The sequence below is a fragment of the Flavobacterium tyrosinilyticum genome, from assembly GCF_023656565.1.
GTDB classification, from domain to species: domain Bacteria; phylum Bacteroidota; class Bacteroidia; order Flavobacteriales; family Flavobacteriaceae; genus Flavobacterium; species Flavobacterium tyrosinilyticum.
In genome coordinates this window covers 960872-981382 of record NZ_JAMOKG010000003.1, presented here as the reverse complement: position 1 = coordinate 981382, position 20511 = coordinate 960872, and the positions used below count along the sequence as shown (strand labels likewise).

Genomic DNA, 20511 nt, shown 5'->3' with positions numbered 1-20511 from the left:
TTAAAAAGTTTATAGCCAATATAAGTTGTCCACTATTGTTTAACTATAACCAATGTAAATGTATGAAATTAAATTTACAACCAAAAAAACCTTACAAAAAACTTAAAAAAAAGATTCCTAAAGTTCATTTTTCTGCCCATTTATGGGCGTTATGCGCTGTTTTTATGGTGTTGTGCAGTTTTACTGGACAAGCCCAAAACATCACCATTAATTTTAAAGGTGCATCGCTTGAAACAGTTTTAAAAGAAGTAGCCAAACAGGCTAATCATGAAGTTTTATACACTCAAAAACTGCTGAAAGATTCTAAACCTGTAAGCATTAATGTTAAGAATGCGAGTTTGAATGAAACTTTAAATCAAATTTTTAAAACTCAAAATTTAAAATACAATATTACCAATCAAACCATTGTAGTAACTGCTACAAAAGAAAAAGGGGAGAGCTTGGGAAACGAATTAATCAACATTCGCGGAAAAGTACTAAACAATAAAAACGAACCTTTTCCGGGAGTAACGGTTTCTCTTTCTGGAACCAACAGAGTTAGCATTACTGATTTTGATGGAGGTTTTTCTTTTGACGGTGTTCCTGCTGATGGTATTATTGAATGTACAGGATTAACGATCGAGAAAAAAACTTTTGGCATTGGCGGAAGAACACAATTAAATCTTATTGTGGAAGACAAAGTTGCCGCAATGAAAGAAGTGGTAATTACAGGGTATCAGACTTTAGAAAGAAGCCATTCAACCGGTTCTATTTCAACAGTAAGCGAGAAAACTTTAAATGAAAATATCAATACTGATTTAGCAAGTGCCCTAGAAGGTCGTGTGGCAGGTTTAGTATTTCAAAAAAATCCAACAGGAGGCGGTGCAGATACACCTATATTAAGAGGTATGGGAACTTTTTCGGTATCAGAAGTTGGATTCAGTCCGCTTTTGGTAGTGGATGGTCTTCCGACTGAATTGACTCTGGAAGATATTAATCCGTACGATGTTGAAAGTATAAATGTTCTTAAAGATGCGGCGGCGGCTTCTATTTATGGCTCCAGAGCGGCAAACGGAATTATCGTTATCGTTACTAAAAAAGGAAACGGTAAATTAAAAGTAAACATCAACTCGGATTTCTTTGTTTCAACCAAGCCCAATTTAAGAGATATGAATTACGCTTCAACAAGCGATTTAATCGATTTTGAACAGGCAGTTTATAACAGAGAAAGAGGCAGATTTGCAGATACAGCTACAATGTTCAGCAATTATGGAGATATTGGGAACAGCAGTATGAAATATTACAGTCCGCTTTATCAGCTGAACAGAAATTTAGAAGAAGGAAAAATCAACAGTGCAGATTACGAAAGTACTATTGCCCAGTGGAGAAAGAATGATTATGCCAAAGATTACCGCGATAATGTGTGGCAGAATGAATTTAGACAGCGTTACAATGTGTCGTTTTCTGGAAGTACAAGCAGACAAAATACATACGTGTCATTGAATTATGACGAGGCAAAAAATCGTATAAAATTCAATGACAGCAGATCATTTAATTTGTATGCTAAAAGCAGTTTTCAGGTAAACAACTGGTTAAATGCTACATTTGGAATTAACGGAACGTACAGTAATGATAATGTTACAGATAATGATTTCAATAATTATGATATCCAAAAAAGATACGAACGCATTACAGACGATAATGGTAATTTAGTAGTATCACCTTTTGTTGGAATTAAAGACGGATTTACTTCCAGCGGTGTTATTAATCCTGCTGCTGCAGAAAAATTGGCCACTTTAAGCGGATTTAAACCTATGACTTTTAATGTTCTGGATGCACTTCAGGAAGGAATTTTAAAAGAAAAATCATTAAGCTTAAGAGCATTTGGAAATCTTAAAGCGAAATTATGGAGAGGTTTAAGCCTTAGTACGCAATTTCAATACGAAGTTAGAAGAAATGATAACGAACAGTTTTATGATGTTAACTCATATAAAATGCGTTACGCCATTAATGCTTTAACAGCTTATAATCCTGCAACTAATGCATATACCTATTTAGAAGGTTTTTCTACTGGAGGCAGATACAAACAAATAAGCAACCAGTCAACTAATTATTCTTTTAGAAACCAATTAGACTATACTCAGGATTTCAGTGAAGGGAAACATTCTATTAACGCATTGGCTGGTTTTGAAATGCGAGAAACTTTTCTTCCAAGAACGATTGAACAGTTACGATATGGTTACGATCCTGTAACGCTTTCTTCGGCTGTAATCAATAATCTTGCATTAAGCCAGACTGGAACGCCAAGTTATATGTACGGAAACAACCGAACTTTATCTGCATTGTCACGAACACAAACTGAGATTCTTCACCGTTACTTTTCGGTTTTTAGTACTTTGGGGTACACTTTCTTATCAAAATATAACGTAACAGGAAGTTACCGAGTAGACCGAGCAGATTTATTTGGAGTTGATCCAAAATATAAAAACCGCCCTTTGTGGTCAACAGGTTTTGGATGGAATGCGAGTAATGAAGAATTCATGAAAGAAATAAAATGGGTTACGGCGCTTAAAGTGAGAGCAACTTATGGTGTTAACGGAAATATAGATCAAAGTACAACGCCTTACGTAACGGCTACGAGAAGAAATGATAATTTATATCAGTCATTGCAATACACTAATATTAGCGGACAGCCCAACCCAATGTTAAGATGGGAAAAAACACAAAGTACCAATTTAGGGGTAGATTACAGTTTGTTTAGAGCAAAATTAAACGGTAGTATTGATATCTATCGTAAATATAGCAGTGATTTATTGGCTACGACCGATTTAGATCCAACTGTTGGGGCATTAAACAGAAGAATTAATGCAGGAGCTTTATTAAACAAAGGAATTGAGTTCAGTGTTGGTTCAGATTGGTACAATAACGGAAGTTTCCGTATTGGTTCTAATGTGATTTTAGCCTTTAACAGAACAACAGTTGAGAAAATTACAAGAGCCGAATCGTCAGCTGCTTCTTATGTTAGTTCGCCCTTAAATTATTTCTTAATAGGAGAAACTTACAATAGTTTGTACACTTACAAATACGGCGGAACGGTTAATGGATATCCTTATGTTTTAGATGAAAACGGAAATCCGGCAGTCACTTTTGATGCAAATGGTGTTCCTGTATCAAGTTCTATTAAAACAGTTAACTCCCCAAAAGCTTTGGTAAATATGGGAAGTTTGACGCCAACTTACTCTGGTTCGTTATCACAGCGTTTTTCATATAAACAATTTGATTTGAATTTCTTATTTGTTTTCTCAGGCGGAAATGTAATGCGAAAAGAAGTTCTGGATACAGGTTCTGATGCTGTAAACCTTTCTGGTATTGCAGATCGTTATACAGATGCAAATCCAAATGGAAATACACGTTTGTATGTGGATTATGATGAAAGTGTTAGAAATTATGCCGTAACAATGAGCAGTTTATGGAGAAATTCAGATGTAAATGTTGTAGATGGCGATTACATCAAACTTAGAAACATTTCATTTGCTTATAATTTACCAAAAGCTTTTGCTGGTAAAATGAATATTTCTTCGGCTAAGTTTACTTTTCAGATGAATAATATTTGGTATTGGAGTGCAGCAGGAAACCATATTGATCCTGAGGTTTATTCTGCCAATTCAGCTACACGTAATTTACCATTGCCAAAAACATATTTGTTTGGCTTTAATCTTACTCTTTAAATTATGAAACATTTATATATTTCAATTCTGTCAGTAATGATGTTTTCAGTAACATCTTGCGAAGAATATACAGACATAACACCAAAAGGATCTTTAGTAGTCGAAACAGCCGATCAGTTTCACGAAATGGTTTCACTTCCGGGGCGCGGTTATCCAATCAATAACTTTCAATACTTATCTGACGATCAATGGATGAGAGAAGCCAACGTAATCGGAAGAACGCCAAACATTGATATTCTTAATTTTACTTTTGATGAAAGCGTAGACAGAGTTTCGTTATTAAGTGGGTCAAGCTTTTATAATCAGGCTTATAATTATATCAACAGATGGAATACCATTATTTCATTAGTAGACAATAGTAAAGGCGATGCAAATACAAAACAATTAGCAAAAGCCGAAGCTCAGATTTACAGAGCCTACGATCACTTTTTATTAGTAAACACTTACGCAAAAGGCTATGATCCAAATACTGCAGCAACAGATGGCGGAATCTGTATTATGGATAAATTTGATTTAGAAGCACAGCCTTCAAAATCTACCGTGGCGCAGGTTTATGATTTTATTCAGCGAGATATAGAAGAAGCATTACCTTATCTTCAGGAAAAACCACTTGATGTTTATCATCCGTCTTTAGCATTTGCTTATGCTTTTAAAGCTAAAGTGCATTTGTTTAAAAGAGAAATTGCGCAAGCTCAGGCAGCAGCAGAAAAGTCGTTAAGCTACAATAACCAAATTTTTGATATGGTAGCTTACAGCAAACAAGGAGGACCAACTGCAGTTGCAGTACCGGCAGCCAATAATATAGAAGTATTGAGCTATATGTACATGACAGGTTATAATGAAATGAATTTTGGTCAGCTTTATGTCATCAGTCCGGAATTAAGAACTTTATTTGGTACCAACGATGCCCGCTTCAATTTGTTTTTTAATTCTACAAGCGCAACCAATTTAGATCAGGGTTCAAATACAGCATATTGGGCAACACAATACACCAGATTTTTCTATCCTACTGTGGGTATGAAAACGACAGAAGTATATCTAATTTTGGCAGAATGTTATGCCAGAGATAATAAGTTTAATGAAGCCGTTACGGTTTTAAATACATTGAGAGCAAAACGTATTTTATCGGGAACGGTAAACTTAGAAGTTCCTGCTACAAGAAAAGAAACAATGGAACTTGTTATTAATGAAAGAAGAAAAGAATTGCTTTTAGGCTTTAACCGTTTCTTTGATTTAAAGAGATTAAATACGGAAACCGAATTTGCTAAAACCATTACAAGAGTATTTCCTTTGGTAAACAAAACTGTTCCTCAAAAAACATATACGTTACAGCCAAACTCTAGATTGTATATTATCCCGTTTCCCTTATCGGTTTTGCAGAAAAACCCGAAACTGACATTAAACACAGACGAAAAAGTCCCATTTTAATTTAGATGAAAAAGTTAATTATATCTCTAATCATGCTGTCGTGTTGGCAGCATGGTTTTGCTCAGACTCCCGAAAAGAAAGCCGATAGTACCAGCACACAGCCAAAAGGTATGCAGGCTTACAATAAAATAATTACCGATAAAGCTAAAAACAAATCAGGTCTTTTTACGGTTAGCCAAGTTGATACTAAATATTACTTTCAAATTCCAGATAGTTTATTTAATCGATACATGCTTGTTGTAACGAGATATCTTTCAACGCCCGAAGGTTTTGGGAATTTTGGCGGAGAAAAAGCGAATGAGCAGACTATTTATTTTGAAAAAGGTTCCAATAATACGGTTTATTTAAGATCGCTGCAATACAGACAAGATGTTCGTTCTTCAGATTCTATGCTAGCAAAAGCATTAGAAGGAAGTAATGAGAATCCGATTGTGGCTGCGTTTCCAATAAAAACAACCAATCCAGACACCAAAGATGTGGTTATTGAAGTAACAGATGTTTTCAAGAAAGATAATGCGATGTTCTCTATCGGAAGTCAGGACAAAACAGAGAAAAAATTAACGTCTCTTGCCGATGACAAATCTTTTGTTGAAAGTATTGATGCATATCCAATTAATATTGAAACCAAAACAACAAAAACGTATACCAGTTCTACTTCAAGCAGTGGAAGCATAACATTGCGATTGAATACTTCGATTGTATTACTTCCGAAAACGCCAATGCGCAAACGTTTCTTCGATGAAAGAGTAGGTTATTTTGCCAATAAATATGTTTTGTTTGACGACGATGAACAGCGTGCTCAAAAGAAATTTATTGTGCAGCGCTATCGTTTAGAACCAAAAGACAAGGATATTAAAAAATACTTGAGAGGCGAATTGGTAGAACCAAAAAAACAGATTGTTTATTATATCGATCCAGCAACGCCAAAAAAATGGAGGCCTTATTTAATTGCGGGTATCAACGATTGGCAGAAAGCTTTTGAAGCAGCAGGTTTCAAGAATGCCATTGTGGGTAAAGAATGGCCAGAAGACGATAAAACCATGAGTTTGGAAGACGCAAGATATTCTGTAGTGCGATATTTAGCTTCTGAAACACCAAATGCTTACGGGCCAAGAATTAGTGATCCAAGAAGTGGTGAAATTATGGAAAGCCACGTTGGCTGGTATCATAATGTAATGAAATTGGTGCAGCGATGGTACATGATTCAGGCTGGGCCTTTAGATCCAAGAGCAAGAAAAATGCATTTAGATGATGAGTTAATGGGGCAATTAATCCGTTTTGTGTCTTCTCACGAAATAGGACATACCATTGGTTTACGTCATAATATGGGAGCGAGTAGTGCAACTCCGGTTGAAAAACTTCGTGATAAAAAATGGGTAGAAGCAAATGGACATACGGTTTCTATTATGGATTATGCTCGTTTTAACTACGTAGCACAGCCAGAAGATAATATTAGTCCAATAGGTCTTTATCCGCGTATTGGGAGTTATGATAAATGGGCTGTTGAATGGGGATATAAATATTACCCAAACACGAAAGATGAGTTTGAAGAAGAGAAATTATTGGCCAAATTAACCACTGATAGTTTAACGGCAAATCCTAAATTATGGTTTGGTGGAGAAGGAAAAGACGAAGATCCGCGTAGTCAATCAGAAGATCTTGGAGACGATGCGGTACTTGCCAGCGATTACGGAATTAAAAACCTGAAGCGCGTTGTGCCTCATCTTATCGAATGGACTTATCAGCCAAACGATCCCTACGATAATTTAGCAGACATGCATAAAGCAGTAGTAAGACAATACGGATTGTATTTGTATCATGTTCTGAAAAATATCGGAAACAATTACGTTACAAAACGAACAGTCGATGAAAAAGGAGTAGTTTATAAACCAGTTCCTAAAGCAAAAGTAAAGGCAGCGATAGATTATTTGGGAAGACAATTGTTTGTTTCTCCACTTTGGATGTATCCGCAAGAAATTGATGATTTGATTGCTTTAAAGAGAGAAGATCAAATCTCCGATCAGCAGAATCAGGTTTTAAATATGCTGTTGAGTTCAGGAATGCTTTACAATATTAACCTCAAATCAATGCAGTCGGAAGGAGCTTATACGGTTCCAGAATTTTTGAACGATGTGCAACAAACCGTTTGGGTTAAATTTAGCGGAGATGAAAAACAAGATTTTTACAGAAGAGGTTTTCAGCGCGGTTATATCGAAAAATTAGGCATGCTTTTATTGCCGAAAGAATTAGAACCTGGAAAAGCAGCAAATGCAGCACAGCGAAGTGATGTGAAATTATACGCAAAACAGCATCTTTTAAAATTGAAAACGGATATTGAAAAATTAAAAACTTCAGTAACAGGAATCAATAAAGATCATTATGAAAGCATTTTGATTGACATCGATAAAATCATTACCAAATTAGATAAACCTACATCATGAAAAATTTATTAGTTATAGCATTTATTTTCTGTAGCTTTTTAGCTCAGGCACAGCTTACATCAAAAGAAGAAGTAACTCCTGATTTGGTTGCGAAGCGTGAAGCAGAGAAAAAAGAAATCACAAAAAGTTATTTGGCTTTAAAAAACAGTTTTTTAACATCAGACAGTTTAGCGGTTGTTAAAAATGCAGAAGCTTTAAAAAGCGCATTAAAAAACTTCAAGTTTAAAAAGTTAAATTTAGAAAACATGAATGCAGCTACAACTTCGAGAAAAGAGATTATCGAATTGGCAACGGCACTAACGGCAACAAAAAACATCAACAAACAGCGTAAGATTTTTGAAACACTCTCGATAAAATATTGGGATCAGGCTCCAAAATTTAAACCTGCTGATGAGACATTATATTTGCAAATTTGCCCAATGACAGGTGCGGTTTGGACAAGTGACAGTAAGGAAATCAAAAATCCGTACTACCCAAAAAACATGCTGACTTGTGGTGAAGTAAAAGCAAGTTTATAATTTTTTTAATTTTGAATTAGTTGGATGAATGCGGTATTCTTTGTAGGGAAGCCGTATTTGTCGTTTATGAGAATAAGACTTTTAAGTTTGAATTAAATAAAAAAAAGCCTGTAAACAAAAGTTTACAGGCTTTTTTGTGGAGTCGCCGGGAATCGAACCCGGGTCCAAACGAGCAATTAAAGAGCTTTCTACACGTTTATTTCCTGATTGAATTTTCGATGTTGAGCTAGGCCAGAAACAACCACCCAACACTTATCTTCTTAATTTTCGAAATCCACCCGAAGCTCATGGAAATCTAGGTTTATTTTTACGGTTCCCCTGAACGGAACGCCACAAACCAAGGCTTTCCAGGAGAATCCAGCTTCTCTACCTTGTAGAGACGTGGCGCAATCTTACTATGATTCGGATTATGCAGCTAAAGCGTAATTATTTTCGCCGTGTAAAAGTTCGAGATCTTATATTTACGAGCAAGGTCTCAATGCTCGACGTGCTTACTGTTCAATTCGACTCGCTGTCAAAACCAGTCGACCCCAAAAATAAGTCTGCAAATTTAGAGTATTTGAAATTACTTTCTGCTAAAAATTTCAGAAAAATTTTGTTATTCTTCGTCTTTAAAATTAAAAGGGTAATCTCCAAAGACAGGAGCTAGTTTACGAACTGCATAAGTGTTTCTGGTCATCTTATTTGATAACGCAATAATCGTTACGCCTTCGTTCATCAAAGTAATGTAAGATGAGGTATTTCCATGCCACCAGCCATTATGAAAATAGAAATTCTGACCTGTTTCCCAGTTAATCATTCTAATTCCAAGACCATAATTTTTAGTTCCTTTACGTTCGTTGCTGTAACCTGTGTATACTTGTTTCAACAATTCAGGTTTTAAGAAATCTGGTGACTGTCTTGCTCTATCAAATTTTAAAAGATCTCTAGCGGTAGAGAAAATGTTTTTATCGCCGTAAACATTGTCTAGATAATCGAAACCAATTTCTACGCCGTTGCCTTTATACGATGGAACAATTTTTTTTCTGTCTTTATCATCGTCAAAAACGTAGGTGTTTTTCATTCCTAGTGGCTTAAAAATCATTTCAGACATGGCTTCTTTATAACTTAAACCAGTAATTTTTTCGATAATAAGCGCCAACATTGCATAGTTAGTATTACAGTAGCTAAAACGTGTTCCTGTTCTAGATTCTAAACCAATATCTTTTGTTGCTAAAATATCAAGAATATCTTTATTGGTTAATTGATTATGTCGGTCCCAAATCGATTTATCATGATCTGTGAAATAAGCATAGTTGCGCATTCCGGTACGATGATCCAATAACATTCTTATGGTGCACTCTTCGTATGGAAAAGTTTTTAGGATCGTATTTACCTTTTGGTCCAATTCAATTTTACCTGCATTAACCAACTTTAAAACTGCTGTAGCCGTCAAAACTTTACTTACCGAAGCAATTTGTACAGGTGTTTCAGGCGTTATTTTGGTTCCTTCATTTTTATTGGCAAAACCGTTATATCTTTCAAATAAAATCTGTCCGTTTTTGGCAACCAAGAAGCTCCCGTTCATGTTATTATTAGGCCAGTTTTTATTATAAAAGTGATTTATTCTGCCCACAACCGAGTTTTTGTATGCTTGAGAAACTTTCGGTTCTTCACCTAACGGTTTCATTTTAGGTAAAGTATCTTCGACTGTTTGAGTAGTATCTGTTGTTGTTTTTTTGTTTTGACCACAAGAACTTAAAACAAGCATTGAAAAAAGTAATTGTGGTATCTTTGTCTTTTTAAGGAAAGTCATTTGCATCGTTCTTTAAAAACAAATATATCGAATTCAATTTTGTTGTATTCTTAGTTCTGAGGCTTTAATTTGTGTTTTTTAACATAATATTAAGAAAAGTAAATTTTAGTCGATTGTTTTTCAGCTTTTAACGGTTTTGAAACATTTTAAATTGAATTTTAGAAACAAAATTTTAACTAAATTTGTTATATTTGAAACAAATACATTGAAAAAAGTTATATTATTTAATATTAAAAAATCAGTTTAAATGAAATTTGGAATCATAAAAGAGAGAAAAAATCCGCCAGATAGAAGAGTTGTTTTTTCTCCAAATGAATTGACTAGGTTAAAACAGCTTTATCACGATGCTTCTGTAAAAGTGGAGAGTTCTGATATAAGAATATTTTCTGATGATGATTATAAAAATATGGGAATTACCGTTGCCGATGATGTATCTGACTGCGATGTATTATTTGGTGTAAAAGAAGTTCCCGTAGCCGATTTGATTCCTAATAAAGCCTATTTCTTTTTTTCTCATACGATTAAAAAACAGCCTCACAACAGAAAATTGCTTCAGGCAATTTTAGAAAAAAACATCGATTTATACGATCACGAAACAATTGTAGACGAACATGATCGTCGTTTAATTGGTTTTGGAAGATACGCTGGAATGGTTGGTGTATATAACGGAATTCGTGCTTTCGGAATTAAATTCGAATTGTTCAAACTTCCTAAAGCAGAGACACTTTCAGGAAAAGAAGATTTGATTAAGCATTTAAAACGAATCACAATGCCGGCTCTTAAATTTGTAGTTACGGGAACTGGAAAGGTGGGGAGTGGAGCAAAAGAAATTTTGGATGCGATAAAAGTAAAAGAAATTACGATTGATAATTATCTGACTAAAAAATACGCTCAAGCGGTTTATGTACAGTTGGATGTTTTGGAATATAACAAAAGAAAAGACGGTCAGGTTTTAGATTTTACAGATTTTGTGAATCATCCGGAGGAATATGAATCTGATTTTGAAAGATTCACGAAGGTTTCTGATATTTATTTTGCCGGACATTTTTATGCAAGTAATGCGCCAATGATTTTAACAAAAGAAATGCTGAATGCAAGCGACTGCAAATTGAAAGTTGTAGCTGATATTTCTTGTGATGTTAATGGGCCAATTGCTTGTACAATTCGCTCATCCACAATTGAAGAACCTTTGTATGGTTATTTTCCTTTAGAAGATCGTGAAGTAGATTTTTTTCATCCTGCTGCAGTTGCGGTAATGGCGGTAGATAATTTACCATGCGAAATCCCTAAAGATGCGAGCGAAGGTTTTGGAGAACAGTTTATGGAACATGTAATTCCAGCTTTCTTCAACGGTGATAAAGACGGAATCTTAAAACGCGCCAAAATCACTGAAAATGGAAAATTGACGCAAAGATTCAGTTATTTACAGGATTATGTAGACGGGAAATAAGTTTTTTTGGTTTCAAGTTTCAGGTTTCACGTTATTAAAAAAGGGAGAAAATTTAAAATTTTCTCCCTTTTTTAATTAAGTTAGGTTTTATTCGTCAAGCATTTCAAAACATGAAACATGAAACATGAAACATGAAACATGAAACAAAAAAACTAAACCATCTCCTCAGGTTTCACCCAAGCATCAAAATCTTCTGGTGTTACGTAGCCTAAACGAACAGCTTCTTCTTTAAGAGTAGTTCCGTTTTTGTGGGCGGTTTGTGCTATTTCTGCTGCTTTGTAATATCCGATTTTAGTGTTTAAAGCGGTAACTAGCATTAACGAATTATCTACCAATTCTTTTATTCTTTTATGATTAGGTTCGATTCCTTGTGCGCAATGTTCATCAAAAGAAACACAAGCATCTCCTAATAATTGTGCCGATTGCAAAAAGTTGGCTGCCATTACTGGTTTGAAAACATTCAATTCATAATGACCTTGCATTCCTCCAACTGCAATTGCCATATCATTTCCAATAACTTGAGCGCAAACCATTGTTAAAGCTTCGCATTGTGTCGGGTTTACTTTTCCTGGCATGATTGAAGAACCTGGCTCATTTTCAGGAATATGAATTTCGCCAATTCCAGAACGCGGACCAGAAGCTAACATTCTGATATCATTGGCAATTTTGTTTAATGAAACAGCCAATTGTTTTAATGCTCCGTGTGTTTCTACAATAGCATCGTGTGCAGCAAGTGCCTCAAACTTGTTTTCTGCTGTTATAAAAGGATAATTTGTAAATTGGGCAATATATTCGGCTACTTTTACATCATAGCCTTTTGGTGTGTTTAATCCGGTTCCAACGGCTGTTCCTCCAAGCGCAATTTCAGATAAATGCGCTAAAGTGTTTTTTAGTGCTTTTAATCCGAAGGCCAATTGAGCAGCATAACCCGAAATTTCTTGACCTAAAGTTAATGGCGTTGCATCCATTAAGTGTGTACGCCCGATTTTGACTACGTCTTTGTATTCAGCTGCTTTTTTTGCTAATGTAGCGTGAAGTTTTTCTACACCAGGAATGGTAGTTTCGACCACCATTTTATAAGCCGCAATGTGCATTCCGGTTGGGAAAGTATCGTTTGACGATTGTGATTTGTTTACATCGTCATTGGCTTTAATAAATTGTTCGCCTTCGCCAATTTCAAAACCTTTAAGAACTTGAGCGCGATTGGCAATTACTTCGTTCACATTCATATTGCTTTGCGTACCAGAGCCCGTTTGCCAGATTACTAATGGAAACTGATCGTCTAGTTTGCCTTCAAGAATTTCGTCGCAAACAGCAGCGATAGCATCTCTTTTTTCGATTGGTAAAACGCCTAAATCATAATTGGCATAAGCGGCTGCTTTTTTTAAGTAAGCAAAACCTTCAATGATTTCTTTTGGCATAGATGCCGCAGGTCCGATTTTGAAATTGTTTCTGGAACGTTCTGTTTGTGCACCCCAATATTTATCGGCTGGGACCTGAACTTCGCCCATGGTGTCTTTTTCTATTCTGTATTTCATTATGTTGTTTGTAAAAATGTTATCTGTAAAATGTGAGTTGTTGGATTTAAGTTGTAATCTTTGAAATTAAAAGTAACACGGATAATGCTGATTTACTTCGTAAAAACGCGGATTAAATGGATTTTTTATTTTGGTGTTTTTAAATTTCTTTTGAAATATGAATTCTAGCCCCGATAGGAGTGGAAATCCTTTTATGTTTTTTCTTTAAAAACATAAAAGATTGTAGCGGATAGCGGGAAATAGCTCCTTAAAATACTCATATTCTTCTAATTTAGACAGTTGAATAATATTCAGAAAAAAGTCCTTATTTAAAATGAGTATAAATATACGTATAAATGTTATTTAACGAAAATTGATTTAGATTTTATTGCTGAGAAAAAATATATACCCTACATTTGTCGTAACATTCAAAAATTCCGGAAAACATGTTTGAATTTTCACAGTACTTAGGCTTTTTACTTTTCTTAACCATACTAACTATAGGGTTTTGGTTAATGTTTTTCTTAGTTGGTTTCGTATCTTATTGGGTTACGGGAGCAAGCTGGGAAATGATTAAAGAAAAAAGAGCCAGAAAAAGACAAGAAGAACAATCTATTAAATATTAGATTGATGTCATAAGAAAAGAACCCACTAGGGTTCTTTTTTTTGTGCCAAAAAAAGAAATTCCAATTCTGAATCCTTGGGAGAAATTCCAAATTCCAATACTTTGCGTTTAGAACTTTGCCAAAGTTTTAAGCTAAATCTAGTTTGCCCATTTTTGTCATTTCGATCGAAGGGAGAAATCTTCGCAAGTAGCTCGACAAAGATTGGACTTTCGTTGGGGAGTTTCTTAAGGGATTTAGTTCTCGTGTTCACCCATCCATTAGGGCTAAATTCCAAATTCCAATACTTTGCGTTTGGAACTTTGTCAAAGTTTTAAACTTTGACAAAGTTGAAGAGCCGACTAAAAAGGCTTAAAAATAAAAAATTCCAAATCCCAATTATAATTGGAATTTGGAATTTTTTGTATTGTTATTTTTTTATCCAATTTGGAATTTAAGCGATTTTAACCTGGAAATTCTCCGCCGCCTTCTCCGCCACCATCGTTTCTTGGCTGTGCGTTTTTATCTCTTTCGCTTTTTGGTTTGTTAAAACGGTAAGTGAATGATAAATTGAACTGACGTTTACGGAATTGGAATTCGCTATATGAATTTACATTGTCTAAGTAGGTGTAAGATCTCATTTTTCTTGAATTGAAAACATCGCTAATATTGAATGCAATAGTTCCTTTATCTTTCATAACATCTTTACTGAAAGCTGTATTCATTCCGAATTGACCTAAGTTTTTACCTTGAGCTGTTTTTTGCTCTCCGTTGTACATTGCTGTTAACTGCCAGTCAATTTTGTATGGTAATGTTACTTTAGAGTTTACTCTTGCAAACCAAGAATTTGCCTGATTGTCTAAATTTTGAACAATCTCGTTTCCTTGTGTGTCTGTATAACTGTGTTCTCCAGTTGTTTTTACATTAAAAAAGTTGAAGTTACTGTTTAATTTCCACCATTTGTATGGAGTGTAATTAAATGTAAATTCGAAACCAAATTTTTGCTCTTTTCCTAAGTTAATAGGTTGGCTTTTGATAACTGGGATTCCATTAACTTCATCACCTGTAGGAGATCGTACAAAGCTGAAAACGTCTTTTGTGTCTTCAAAATAGGCAGATGTATTAAAAGTTACTTTATCCCATTTTTTAATATAGCCAATATCATATTTGTCTGTTAAAGATGGATCCAAGTCTGGATTTCCTTGAAAGATATTAATGTTACTTGCATAGTTTACAGCAGGATTCATGAAACGACCTCTAGGTCTAGTTAAACGTTTACTGTAGCTAGCTGAGAAATTGCTCTGATCTGAGATTTCGTAACTAACAAAAGCACTTGGAAATAAGTTGTTGTATTTTTTAGTGTTGAAATCGCTGTTGTCTAATAAGTTAACTTGGATATTTGTGTCTTCCCATCGTAAACCAAATAAATAAGAGAATTTATTTACCTTGAAACCATATTGTGTATAAAGTGCATTGATGTTTTCTTTATACTCTAATGTATTTGATAAATTAGGATTTACTGTACCAGTATCATCTTTTACATAGTACACGTTATTTAGATCTCCAAAACTTCCTTTATAACCCGCTTCAAATTGACCGCCTTTTCCTAAAGGCAATACATAGTCTGTTTGAAAAAGAACTTGTTTCTGGATTTGATCATTTAAAGTAGTGTCAAATCTAGGAGAATCTTCAATAGTACTTTGGCTATCATCTGTATTTCTAGAAATAGAAAGATCTGCGGTAAGTTTGTGTCCTTTATCGTTGAAATTTTTAATTAAGTTTGAAGCATACTCAAAGTTTTCACTTCCAGTATCGGCATTATTTAAACGATAGGTTGTTCCTGTAAAATTATGAGCAGCATCATAGTTGTAATAGTTGATCAAATCTCTATCGTCACCAGAATTTTTTTGGTAATTGATAGCATTGGTCCAAAATGTTGATGGAGTAATGGTCCATTCTACACCAGCTCTTCCGTTAAAACCTTTTCTAATACGTTGTGTATCGCGGTCTTCGTCTAAGAAACTTTTTGTTGTGCCATCTGGATTTAAATATTCAGAATTTGTTTGTCCGGCACCTTCTGTAGTTCTGTAATTGTAACCAGCAGTGGTGAAATAGTTTAACTTTTCTGTTTTATAGTTCAAATTAGCGCTTAAACCGTAAGTTTCTGGCAAACCTGTTGAAGCAATAAAAGTTCCGTTGAAGCCTTGGTTTTTACCTTTTTTAAGAATAATATTGATAATTCCAGAACCACCTTCTGCATCATAACGTGCCGATGGATTGGTAATAACTTCTACTTTATCAATTGCATCTGCAGGCAGTTGTCTTAAAGCTTCTGCCATGTTTATAGCCTGCGAAGGTCTTCCGTCAATTAAAATACGGATATTGTCGCTTCCTCTTAAACTTACATTTCCTTCTGTATCAACAGAAACAGATGGAACGTTGTCTAAAACATCGCTCACGCTTCCGCCTTTTACAATCATATCTTGACCAACATTGTAAACTTTTTTGTCAAGTTTAATTTCAACTGTCGATTTTTCGGCACGAACAACAACTTCATTTAACTGCGCCGCATCTTCAGATAGATTTATTACGCCTAAATTGGTGTCATCCTGAATGCTTTTTGCCTTAATTTCAGTTGGTTTAAACGAAATAAATTCAACCTTAATATCGTAAGTTCCAGGTGCAACAGCAACCTCAAACTCTCCTTTTGGATTTGTGATGCCCCCTGCGACAACTTTTGTGTCGTTTGGAGCAGTAATTGAAATAGTAGCATATTCTAAGGGCTGTTTGCTTACTTTCTCGAAAACTTTCCCAGTGACTTTTACTTTATTCTTACCACCTGGGCCTCCTTGTTGAGAGTAATTGTAAAAACTTGTAAACAAGAATACAAGTAATACTGCAAATTTGATTTTTTTCATTTTCTGGTTTTCTTTATTCCTTTAGACGGCAAATGTAGTTTTTGGTTTAAAGAGAGAAATCACAAAAAAATGTTAATAGGATATTTTAGAATCAATCTAAAAAAGAAGCGACCAATTCTGGGTCACGGCCAATTATAGCTTTTCCGTCTTTTACAACAATTGGACGCTCAATTAAAATAGGATTTTCTACCATCGCATTAATGATCTCATCATTGCTCAGAGTCTTACCTTTAAAATTTTCAATCCAGATTTTTTCTTTGGTTCGGACAAGTTGAATTGGTTCAAGATTTAACTGTACTAATAATTTTTTTAGCTGTTCGAAAGTTGGAGTTTCTGTTAGATAAGGAATGATTTCAAAATCTTGATTCGATTTTTCGATAAAAGCTAGGCAGTTTCTTGATTTTCCGCATCTCGGATTATGGTAAATTTGTATCATTTTGTTATATTTAAACGTTTCAAATATTCTTACAATAAAAAAGGGGTATTTTAGCAATATCAAAAGTAAGATTAACTTATCAAATTTGAATTCTCATTTTTTAAAATTTTAAATTTATGTTTTTAGAGCAAGGGATTAAACCTGAAAATAAATTTTGGAAATATCTTTTAGGATCTGTCTTTATTATTTCAGCATCTTTTGTTGGGCAACTTCCAATTACAGCAGCTGTATTTTATAAAACATTTACTGATCACATCGCTTTTCCAACTACTAACGAGGGTGTTATGAACATGTTCGAATCAAATACGACGCTTTTTCTGGTCATGATTTCGTTTGTTTTTGCGTTTGCAGGAATTTATTTTGCTGTAAAGTTTATTCATCATCAAACCTTATTATCAGTTACCACTTCAAGGTCTAAAGTAGATTGGAAACGAATTTGGTTTTCTTTTTTTGTATGGACATTTTTTTCACTGCTTAGTTTTTTGTTTGTCTATTTAAGAGCGCCAGAACAATTTGTATTGCAGTTTAAATTGGTTCCTTTTTTAGTATTAGTAATTTTAGGTTGCGTTTTAATTCCGATTCAAACCACTACAGAAGAATATGTTTTTAGAGGATATTTAATGCAAGGATTTGCCAATTTAGCGCAGAACAGATGGTTTCCGCTTCTGATGACGTCTGTTATATTCGGTTCAATGCACTGGACTAATCCAGAAGTTGGTAAAATGGGAAATATTATAATGATTTATTATATCGGAACTGGATTGTTTTTAGGAGTCATAACTTTGATGGATGAAGGAATGGAGCTGGCACTGGGATTCCATGCTTCAAACAATCTTGTCGGAGCTTTGTTAGTTACATCAGATTGGACTGTTTTTCAGACGAATTCTATATTTAAAGATCTTTCAGAACCTTCGGCGGGAATAGATGTTATTCTGCCAGTTGTAGTTATTTATCCTATTCTGCTTTTTATTTTTAGTAAAAAATACGGTTGGACAAATTGGAAAGAAAAGCTAACGGGAAATATTAATCATGTCGAATTAAAAGCTTAAGAATATGCAAAACTTAACTCACAATAAAGTTCACAATTATTTTAGATTAAATGGATATCATTTAAATGCAAAAGATCTTTGCCAGGTCGCTTATAGTTTTATCAAAGAAGGTGATTCGTACGAGCAGTCAATCGGAGAATTCTTTTTGGACTGGTTTGATAAAAAAGATTATATTGAAATGACTACTTCTGGAACAACGGGACTGCCAAAATTAGTTAGGCTGAAAAAACAAGCCATGATACAGTCGGCGCTTGCAACGGGAGATTTCTTCGATTTGAAACCAGGAGATAAAGCTTTATTATGCCTTCCTACGCAGTTTGTTGCGGGAAAGATGATGCTGGTAAGAAGTTTAATTTTAGGTTTAGAATTAGATGTTGTTTCGCCAAGTCTTCATCCGCTGGAATTAAATACAACAACTTACGATTTTGTAGCAATGGTGCCGCTTCAAGTTCAAAATTCTATTGCTGGACTTTCAAAAGTTCGTAAGTTAATTATTGGAGGCGCTAAATTAGATTCGGCTTTAGAAGAGAAATTATTGCCACTTAAAACTGAAATCTATGAAACATACGGAATGACTGAAACCATTACGCATATCGCAGCGAAACGTCTGGGCGATTCTGTTTTTTCTATTCTTCCCAATGTGAAAATATCACAAGACGATCGCCAATGTTTGGTAATTAATGTTGCGACGATTTCTGATGAACCAATTGTGACTAATGATCTGGTTGAATTGTTGAATGAACAGCAGTTTAAATTTTTAGGCAGAATTGACAACGTAATCAATAGTGGAGGAGTGAAGCTGATTCCAGAACAGATTGAAGCCAAATTGATCGGAAAAATAAACAGCAGGTTTTTTGTGACTGGACTTCCGGACACCAATTTAGGAGAAAAACTAGTATTGGTTATCGAAGGAGAAAAACAAGAGTTTGAACCTGAATTTTTTGATGTTTTAGGGAAATATGAAAAACCAAAAGAAATAGTTTTCGTTTCAAAATTTAAAGAAAACGAAAATGGGAAGTTACTTCGTAAGCCAACTCTACAAGAGTAAAAATCCAATTTTTGAAATTCCAAATTCCAATGCTGTGTGTTTAAAACTTTGTCAAAGTTGACTAGTGAAGTTCCAAGTTGGAACGCAAAAATAAATTGCAAGTTTTCGCAATCTTGTCATTTCGACCGAAGGGAGAAATCTTCGCTAGAAACTCCATAAAGATTTGCCTATTGGAACGGAGCTACTTGCGGAGATTTCTCCCTTCGGTCGAAATGACAAAACTATACGGAATTGGGAAAAAAATAAAAAATTCCAAATTCCAAGTTGTAGGATTGGAATTTGGAATTTTTAATATTGAGTATTCCCTTAAATAAGTTGGAATTTGGAATTTAAAAAATTGGAATTTATTTTTTACGTTCCAGTAAAGCCATATAAAATCCGTCAAAACCAGATTCTGAGGCTAACATTTTACGATCTTCAATGAAGGTAAACTGTTGTCCGATTTCTGTTTTTAAGAACTTCTCTACTTGCTCTTGATTTTCTGATGGAAGAACAGAACAAGTTGCGTAAACTAATTTTCCGCCTGGTTTTACAATTTTAGAATAGCTTTCTAAAACTTCGCTCTGAACTTTACGGATATTATCTATAAACTCTGGCTGTAATTTCCATTTTGAATCTGGGTTTCTTTTCAAAACTCCTAATCCGCTACAAGGTGCGTCAATTAAAACACGATCTGCTTTTTCGTGTAATTTTTTGATCACTTTTGTGCTGTCAATAATGCGGTATTCGATATTAAAAGCACCATTTCTTTTTGCTCTTAATTTCAATTGCTTTAATTTACTTTCGTACAAGTCCATTGCAATCAATTGCCCTTTATTTTCCATTAAAGAAGCCATGTGCAATGTTTTTCCACCGGCCCCAGCACAAGTGTCAACTACACGCATTCCTGGTTTTACATCCAAAAATCCTGCAACTAATTGAGAGTTGGCATCCTGAACTTCAAAAAGTCCTTGTTTAAAAGCATCTGTCAAAAACACATTAGCTCTTTCTTTCAAAACAAGAGCTTCTGGCTGGTCTTTTAAATATTCTGTTTCAATATTTAAATCCATCAAAGTATTTCTAAGGTTTTCTTTTGTACCTTTTAAAGTATTGGTTCTAAGAATAACTTTTGCAGGCTGATTTTGCGCTGCAATTTCTTTTGCCCAAGCTTTTTCTCCAAGTTCTTTCACGCCCAATTCATCCATCCAATCCGGAATAGATTCTTTGATAGCTCTAGTCTTAGATAATTCGTCAAAACGACCTTTTATTTTTCTTTCAGGAGTTCCTTCCAATTGTCTCCAATCTGGAATTGGATAACCGCGTAAAACAGCCCAAACTGCAAACATTCTCCATAGATTGTCTCTGTCGTAAGGTTCTTTTACTTCGGCAATTTCAGCGTATAATCGTTTCCAGCGAACAATTTCGTATATGGTTTCAGCAACAAACTTCCTGTCAGAACTTCCCCAACGTTTGTCTTTTTTTAATGCTCTTGCTACCACTTTATCAGCATATTCTCCTTCGTTGAAAATTGCATTTAAAGAGTCAATGGTAGTATAAACTAAATTTCTGTGTAATCTCATTTCTATAATTTGAGTTGCAAAGGTACTATTAATTGATTGAAAG

At 34.6% G+C, this 20511-nt stretch carries 13 protein-coding genes and 1 other RNA gene; 8 read left to right on the top strand and 6 right to left on the bottom strand.

Annotated features, from left to right (window positions below; all coding sequences use genetic code 11):
• Positions 1 to 62 precede the first annotated feature (62 nt).
• The 4 genes from NCC77_RS18530 to NCC77_RS18515 are packed head-to-tail and all read left to right on the top strand — an operon-like array spanning position 63 to position 8094.
• The gene (locus tag NCC77_RS18530) at positions 63 to 3707 is read left to right on the top strand and encodes a SusC/RagA family TonB-linked outer membrane protein (protein WP_250836921.1); all 3645 of its coding nucleotides are present in this window, start codon (positions 63 to 65) and stop codon (positions 3705 to 3707) included.
• 3 nt (positions 3708 to 3710) lie between these two features.
• Complete coding sequence (locus tag NCC77_RS18525) at positions 3711 to 5135, top strand: RagB/SusD family nutrient uptake outer membrane protein (RefSeq protein WP_250836920.1); 1425 nt, start codon at positions 3711 to 3713, stop codon at positions 5133 to 5135.
• A 5-nt stretch (positions 5136 to 5140) separates the two neighbouring features.
• On the top strand, positions 5141 to 7576 hold the full coding sequence (locus NCC77_RS18520) for a zinc-dependent metalloprotease (RefSeq protein WP_250836919.1): 2436 nt from the start codon (positions 5141 to 5143) through the stop codon (positions 7574 to 7576).
• Positions 7573 to 8094, top strand: coding sequence for a DUF3347 domain-containing protein (locus NCC77_RS18515; RefSeq protein WP_250836918.1), 522 nt, complete (start codon positions 7573 to 7575; stop codon positions 8092 to 8094). Before NCC77_RS18520 ends, NCC77_RS18515 begins: the two co-directional genes overlap by 4 nt.
• A 134-nt stretch (positions 8095 to 8228) precedes the next feature.
• Here the strand turns inward: NCC77_RS18515 and ssrA are convergent.
• Positions 8229 to 8626, bottom strand: a transfer-messenger RNA (tmRNA) gene (gene ssrA / locus NCC77_RS18510).
• 66 nt (positions 8627 to 8692) lie between these two features.
• Complete coding sequence (locus tag NCC77_RS18505) at positions 8693 to 9895, bottom strand: serine hydrolase domain-containing protein (RefSeq protein ID WP_250836917.1); 1203 nt, start codon at positions 9893 to 9895, stop codon at positions 8693 to 8695.
• Between the two features lie 241 nt (positions 9896 to 10136).
• On the opposite strand from NCC77_RS18505, the gene NCC77_RS18500 reads away from it, so the two are divergent.
• Positions 10137 to 11339, top strand: a complete 1203-nt coding sequence (locus NCC77_RS18500; protein WP_250836916.1) for an NAD(P)-dependent oxidoreductase — start codon at positions 10137 to 10139, stop codon at positions 11337 to 11339.
• 152 nt (positions 11340 to 11491) lie between these two features.
• On the opposite strand, the gene fumC is transcribed toward NCC77_RS18500, so the two are convergent.
• Positions 11492 to 12877 carry a class II fumarate hydratase gene (fumC, locus tag NCC77_RS18495; protein WP_250836915.1) on the bottom strand — a complete coding sequence of 462 codons (1386 nt, stop codon included), beginning with the start codon at positions 12875 to 12877 and terminating at the stop codon, positions 11492 to 11494.
• 425 nt (positions 12878 to 13302) lie between these two features.
• On the opposite strand from fumC, the gene NCC77_RS18490 reads away from it, so the two are divergent.
• The gene (locus NCC77_RS18490) at positions 13303 to 13482 is read left to right on the top strand and encodes a hypothetical protein (protein ID WP_095928943.1); all 180 of its coding nucleotides are present in this window, start codon (positions 13303 to 13305) and stop codon (positions 13480 to 13482) included.
• Between the two features lie 440 nt (positions 13483 to 13922).
• Here the strand turns inward: NCC77_RS18490 and NCC77_RS18485 are convergent, their stop codons facing one another.
• Together NCC77_RS18485 and arsC are read right to left on the bottom strand one after the other, a co-directional pair.
• Entirely contained in the window at positions 13923 to 16376 is a 2454-nt protein-coding gene (locus NCC77_RS18485; protein WP_250836914.1) for a TonB-dependent receptor, read from the bottom strand.
• A gap of 91 nt (positions 16377 to 16467) precedes the next feature.
• Positions 16468 to 16812 (bottom strand): arsenate reductase (glutaredoxin), encoded by a 345-nt coding sequence (gene arsC / locus NCC77_RS18480; RefSeq protein ID WP_250836913.1) that lies wholly within the window; start codon positions 16810 to 16812, stop codon positions 16468 to 16470.
• Positions 16813 to 16928: 116 nt separating this feature from the next.
• Here arsC and NCC77_RS18475 point away from each other — a divergent pair, with 116 nt between their 5' ends.
• Both NCC77_RS18475 and NCC77_RS18470 read left to right on the top strand, forming a co-directional pair.
• The gene (locus NCC77_RS18475; protein ID WP_250836912.1) at positions 16929 to 17861 is read left to right on the top strand and encodes a CPBP family intramembrane glutamic endopeptidase; all 933 of its coding nucleotides are present in this window, start codon (positions 16929 to 16931) and stop codon (positions 17859 to 17861) included.
• Between the two features lie 4 nt (positions 17862 to 17865).
• Positions 17866 to 18909 (top strand): AMP-binding protein, encoded by a 1044-nt coding sequence (locus tag NCC77_RS18470; protein WP_250836911.1) that lies wholly within the window; start codon positions 17866 to 17868, stop codon positions 18907 to 18909.
• Positions 18910 to 19253: 344 nt separating this feature from the next.
• On the opposite strand, the gene NCC77_RS18465 is transcribed toward NCC77_RS18470, so the two are convergent.
• Positions 19254 to 20468: an RsmB/NOP family class I SAM-dependent RNA methyltransferase gene (locus NCC77_RS18465; protein ID WP_095928938.1), complete on the bottom strand. Its 1215-nt coding sequence runs from the start codon at positions 20466 to 20468 to the stop codon at positions 19254 to 19256.
• Positions 20469 to 20511: the final 43 nt, after the last annotated feature.